The organism is Brevundimonas sp. 01N35 (assembly GCF_056399785.1).
Window position 1 is genome coordinate 1 of the sequence record NZ_JBFTRZ010000025.1, and the last position, 5,673, is coordinate 5,673.

The 5,673-nt window shown below is 64.7% G+C and carries 3 protein-coding genes; 1 reads left to right on the top strand and 2 read right to left on the bottom strand.

Going from position 1 to position 5,673, the window contains the following annotated elements; translation table 11 throughout:
• Together AC1DJ5_RS14540 and AC1DJ5_RS14545 are read right to left on the bottom strand one after the other, a co-directional pair.
• A partial coding sequence (locus AC1DJ5_RS14540; RefSeq protein WP_477021054.1) for a DUF6880 family protein occupies positions 1-312 on the bottom strand: 312 nt, incomplete at its 3' end.
• 1,182 nt (positions 313-1,494) lie between these two features.
• Positions 1,495-4,272 (bottom strand): TonB-dependent receptor, encoded by a 2,778-nt coding sequence (locus AC1DJ5_RS14545; RefSeq protein ID WP_477021055.1) that lies wholly within the window; start codon positions 4,270-4,272, stop codon positions 1,495-1,497.
• 136 nt (positions 4,273-4,408) lie between these two features.
• Here AC1DJ5_RS14545 and AC1DJ5_RS14550 point away from each other — a divergent pair, with 136 nt between their 5' ends.
• Positions 4,409-5,422 (top strand): cyanophycinase, encoded by a 1,014-nt coding sequence (locus AC1DJ5_RS14550; RefSeq protein ID WP_477021056.1) that lies wholly within the window; start codon positions 4,409-4,411, stop codon positions 5,420-5,422.
• The last annotated feature ends 251 nt before the right edge of the window (positions 5,423-5,673 follow it).

The following is a 5,673-nucleotide window of genomic DNA, read 5'->3' on the forward strand; positions in this document are numbered from 1 at the left end:
CGCCTCGGCCGGGGCTGCCGGCGCCAGGCGCTCGACGATCATTTTCCGGTGGGCTTCGAGGTCCTCGATCAACTCGCCCCGCTTGCGCCAGGAGATGCGGGTGCGGGCCGCCGCGAGCGCCGACAGTCGCTTGTCGATCTCCAGGGCCAACAGTTCAGGACCGGCTTCCGCGGCGAGTTCGAGCCGGAGCCGGCGCTTCAGGTTGGCGTTACCCGCGCCGGCCTCGATCAGCAGGTCCGCCAGGCGAGGCGCGCCGAGGTGGACCAGACTGGCTGCGGAAAGCCGGGTCGAAATCCGTGATTGTCGCGCCATGACATCCTTCGATGGAGGCGACGGCTCGCCCTGCGCTCTGCCTATAACACGCTGGCGCCTGAGGCGCTTCGATCTGCGGCCCCTTGGGCATGGCCCCAGGTCGCCACGCGAAGACGCTTCCCGGGACGCTGAGGCGCGTAGAACCAGCCTGATCCCGGCCGGGCTTCAAGCTAGGCGGCTATGCGCTGGGCGGCTTCAGGCTCAGGATAAGGACCTTGTCCCGGGTTCGGGCCCATTAGATCGACCTCAGTCGTTTCATGGGGAGTCTAAGACCGGCGTTCGGCTGCGTCGATACGTTGGTGGCGGACATTCGTTTTGATGAAATGGTGCGCCGCGTTCGATACTGGCTATCGGCTGACGAAGCAGACGGCCAGGGGATCGTCGGCGAAAAGGCGACTGCGAAAGCGCCTGCGGCTGCAGTCCATTCCCTTCAGGGCTTTGAGGAAACCCCACGGCGTCAAGGACGTTGCATCGACGCAGGTCAGGCGAGTTCCGCGAACTCCTCCGTCAACGACCTGGGGCACGCCTGCAGCCTTGGTCGTCGAGCCCGCCCTTGTTCACCGACAGCAGGTCGAACCCCACGCCGCCGTCTGGCGGGCGACACCAGCTTCTCGGCGGTTGTCCGAGGTATCCAACCGGGCAACTTGGTCAAGAGTTCGTCGATGAGAACCTCGCCGAACGAGAGGCTCTGGAAGGTGCAGCAGCGGATCTCGTACCTGTCCCAGGTGTCTGGCTCAGGCGGGACCGGCGGCGGGGGGCTGTTGGGAGCGTGCACGCTGACCAGCTGGCGCTGGCGATCTTGGCGCTGGGGTTCGTCGGGGTGGTGGATCGCGAGACCGGCTAGCCGATGCGCGTCTGGCCGGCTCCTGTTGCACGACATGATGACCGCTCGATTTCTACGACCGGGGCATCGGATGACAACCCCTAGACGTAGCGCGGCGGCTGCTCGAAATGTGCTTGAATGTCTGCTTCTCGGGCTGAAGCCAACTTCCGCTTCGGGCGCCTTGAAGACGCTCGGCGCATCCGCATTCTGCTTGGCCGTGGCGAGCGTTAGCCTGCCTCGCATGGAGCGTTCACTGTCGTGTGCGAGTTTTTGGATTTAGCTCCATTTGGCCACACGATGAAAGATCCTCCCGCCTTTGTCGGGAGGCGGAAGGTCTATCACGTAGCCGAGCGGCTTCTTCAGAGCCCCGCGCCGCCCAGCTTGTAGGTGAGCTGGAAGTAGTAGCTGCGGCCGACGGAGTCGAACCAGGAGATGTCGTAGTAGGGATAGGAGCTGTAGGTAGGATCCTTGACCGGCCCCTTGTCGAACAGGTTGTTGACGGTCACGGACAGGCGAACGTGGTCCGTCAGATCGTACTGCGCCGAGGCGTTGAACATCCAGCTGTCGCTGATGAAGGCGTCCTCGTCATAGTTCGGCAGCTTGCCGAGGTACTGACCCTGAATCGTCGCCGTCAGCTTATCCAGCGCCCAACTGACGCTCGCCGTGCCCTTGTCGCGCGGGATGTCGTAGCCGCTGTCGAAGGCCAGTTTGTCGATGACCGGATCGCCCGGATATTGCTGGAAGGTATGTTTGTCGACGTAGGTATAGCCGAGCGACAGGTTGAACTCGCCGATCCGGTTGGTCGGAACGCGCCAGCGTGCCGCGACATCCACGCCTGAGGTCGTCTCCTGCGCGATATTGATCGGATTGGTGAAGATGCCGACCAACTGCCCCGCCAGAGGCCCCGTGGCTTGCCGCTCGACGCGGGCGATCGCGTCGAGACAGGTGGGCGATGCGCGGTCCACAGCGCTGCCGCCCTGAGTTTTGCCGATGCGGCAGTCGGCCTCGTCGCGCAGGATCGTGTCTGCGCTCATGTCGCGGACCTGATTGGTCAGTTCGACGCGGAAATAGTCGACCGACAGGCTGAGGTTGCGCATGGGTTGCCAGACGACGCCGCCATTGAACGACTTGCTGGTCTCGGGATTCAGATCGCGGTTGCCGTTGCGGTGGGAGACGATGCCCTCGCCCGAGAAGCTGCAGTCGCCGATGGGTTCGTTCGGCTCCTCGGTGCGGCAGCGGAAGTAGTCCGTGCCCGAGGGGTGGGTGTTTCCCGGTCCAGAGAAGACATAGTGCAGGTCCGGCGCCCGGAAGCCGGTGCCGTAGGCGCTGCGGAACAGAAGCGTGCGGATGGGGCGATATTCGAGGCCGACGTTGTAGGTGAACTTGCCGAAGCCGTTGCCGGCGAACTCGTAGTGATCGTAACGGCCCGCCGTGCTGAACTCGAGATTGCTAAGCAGCGGCGCGCGAACCTCATAGCCGGCGCCCCAGTGGTCGCGGTCGCCCTTACCATCCGAGTCGACCAGGCCGTAATAATAGGGTTTGAGCGCCAGCGGGTCAGGCTTGAGGTTGTAGCTCTGGGTCCCGCCTTCCACGACGGCGGCGAAGCCGACCGGTCCGGCGGGCAGATCAAACAGGGCGCTGTTGGTGATCGTGGCCGACAGGTTGTCGTTGCGCGAGCGCGGATGATAGACCGCGTCCTTGGCGATCAGGTCGTAGTCCGCGGTCGTGAGCGGCTTGTAAAGGCGTGCGGCGTCGGTGCCCACAGCGAAGATCGCATAGCCGCTGTCCGGATCGACGCCGAGCTGCGGACCCAGGAAGAAGGCGTTGGCCTTTTGGGCGATGATATGGGGGAAGCGGACCGTCGACCGGTATTCGGCGTGGTTGAAGGCGACCTCATAGCCCCATTGGTCGGCGGAGCCGAAGGCGCCCTTGACGCCCGGCGTGATGGTGAAGGCATCGGATCGATTGCGGGTGAACCCCTTCGAAAGGCCGCCCATCTCCTCCGGCGAAAACTGCCTCTGCCAGCCCTCGATCATGCCCGTGTCGGCATTGAAGAACAGGCCGTCTTCGCTGCCGTTCGCATCCTGATACTGCCAGGATAGAACGTCGCGGAAGAGCTTCAGCTTGCTGTGACTGTACTGAAGGTCGAGGAAGAGTTCGGTCCGATCGTCGATCGTATAGCCCAGGGCCGCGTAGCTGTTCAGGCTGTCGCGGCCGCTGAGAATCGTTCCGTACCCGATCGCTTCGTCGGTGCCGCAAAAATAGCCGTAGCGCCGCCGGTTGGCGTAGTAGGTCGTCCCGCCGTTGAACGACGCGAGCTTGGCGCAGGTCGCGGCGCCGGGGTCGAGGTAGTCGTTGTCCTCGTCGAACCGCAGGAAGGCCCGACGCGCCGTGGTGTTGGTCGGGCTGTCCTTCGTGGAGTCCTGAATTTCCCGATCATAGGCCCAGAGCGGCTTCTGGTTGAGCAGTTCAACGCCGACGACGCCGTGGAAGCCGCCGCGGCTCCCTCCGGCCGTCACGGTGAAGCGTTGGGAAGCGCCGCCGCCGTCTTCGGTCAGGCCCTGGCGGAAGTCGAAGCGGATGCCGTCCGCCGACTTCTTGAGCACGAAGTTGACCACGCCGGAGATGGCGTCGGACCCATAGACCGCGGACGCGCTTCCGCTGAGCACCTCGACCCGTTCGATCAGTCCGACGGGAAGGTTCGACACGTCGGTGAAATTGCTCTGCCCCTGGAAGGGCAGGGGGAAGTCGGCGATGCGCCGCCCGTTCACGAGCACCAGCGTATGGTTGGGGCCCAGGCCCCGCAGATCGACCTGCTGGGCGCCGGGCGTGAACGAGGCGCCGGAGAAGGACTGCTGGCTCTGCGTCTCGCCGCCGTTCTGCGTCACCGCGCGAAGCAGGTCGGGCACGCTCTGGTAGCCGTTGCGCAAGATCTCGTCGGCGGTGATCGTGGTCACCGGCGCCGGACCTTCGGTGTCGATCTGGCGCGGAATCCGCGAACCCAGGACGACGACCTCATCGACCGTCGTGGCGACTCCGCCGCTCGGCTGAGATGGCGTCGTCTGGGCCGCAGCCGACAGCGCGATGAGGCTGGTTCCGGCCGAAAGAGCGCCGATGATTGATCTGACGTATCGCATGGTATGCCCCCTGTCCCCTGCCGAACACCATGCGGCGACTTTCAAACTTTTTGAAGAACAAAAATATCCAATCGTGTCGCGCGTCGAAGCGAACTGTGCCCATATGGTGTTCTACTAGGTGGCGGAGAGACGATTTATGCGAACGACGCTGTTGGCGTTCTTCGGCGCCCTGGCGCTGCTTTCCGGCCTGTCGCCCGCGTCGACGGCGACCGCTTCGCCCGACGGTTATAGCTATTACAGAATCGGCGACATCGACGCGCGGACGCCCGGCCCGACTGAGACCGGCCTGATGCTGATGGGCGGCGGCGACTGGGATTACCGCGCCTTTCGATGGTTCATCGCCAAGGCCGGGCATGGCCACATCGTGATCCTGCGCGCCTCTGGCGACGGCGCGGGGGGCGAGGAGATCTATCGCGATATCGGCGGCGCGGCCTCGGTGCAGACCCTGGTCTTCGACGACCGCAAGGCTTCCGAGGATCCGCGCGTGCTCGCCATTCTCGACCGCGCCGACGGCGTCTTCCTGGCAGGCGGGGACCAGGCCAACTATGTCCGCTACTGGAAGGGGACTTCGGTCCAGAAGGCGCTCAACGACCATGTTGCGCGTGGCCGTCCGATTGGCGGCACCAGCGCGGGTCTGGCCATCCTCGGCGGCGCCGGCTACGGCGCGATGGACGGCGGCAGCATCGACTCGATCACGGCGCTCAAGGATCCGATGGGACCGGAAGTCACCATGGTCGGCGACTTCCTGACTATGCCCTATCTCGCCCATGTCGTGACCGACACCCATTTCAGCGTCCGCGACCGGCTGGGCCGTCTCATCGCCTTCGTCGCCCAGGTGCGGGCCTCGGGCGATCCGCAAGCCATCGGCCTCGGCGTCGATGAGGACGGCGCCCTGTGCGTCGACGCCGACGGCGTCGGCCGCTTCTTCACCGCCAGCAGCGGCTATGCCTGGCTGGTGCAGCCGGACGGCGCGCCGCAGGTCGAACCCGGCAAGCCGCTCGATTATCCATCGGTGCGCATCACCACGCTCGGACCGGACGGCGAGATCGATCTGAAGACGATGCGGATCACGCGTCCCGCTTTTTCGGGAACAGCGTCGGTCCAGACCGGCCGGCTGCTGAACGTCCCGGTGGATCCGACGGGTGCCTGACAGATCGCGCAGAACTGTACTGGAAACCAGTGCAGCTAGCGCGGGATGCCAGTGGAGCTTGCGACCGGGTATGTCCGCTGATCGGCTACAAGTTAAGGGCCGCTGTTGATGCTGTGGACGGCTCTCCAACCCACCGGCGGCGTTAAGCCTCCGGCAGAGCTGGAGGAGAGCCATGAATCAGGTAGTCACGGTTGGTTTGGACATCGCGAAGTCCGTGTTCCAGGTACACGGCGTCGATGCTGAAGGCGTCG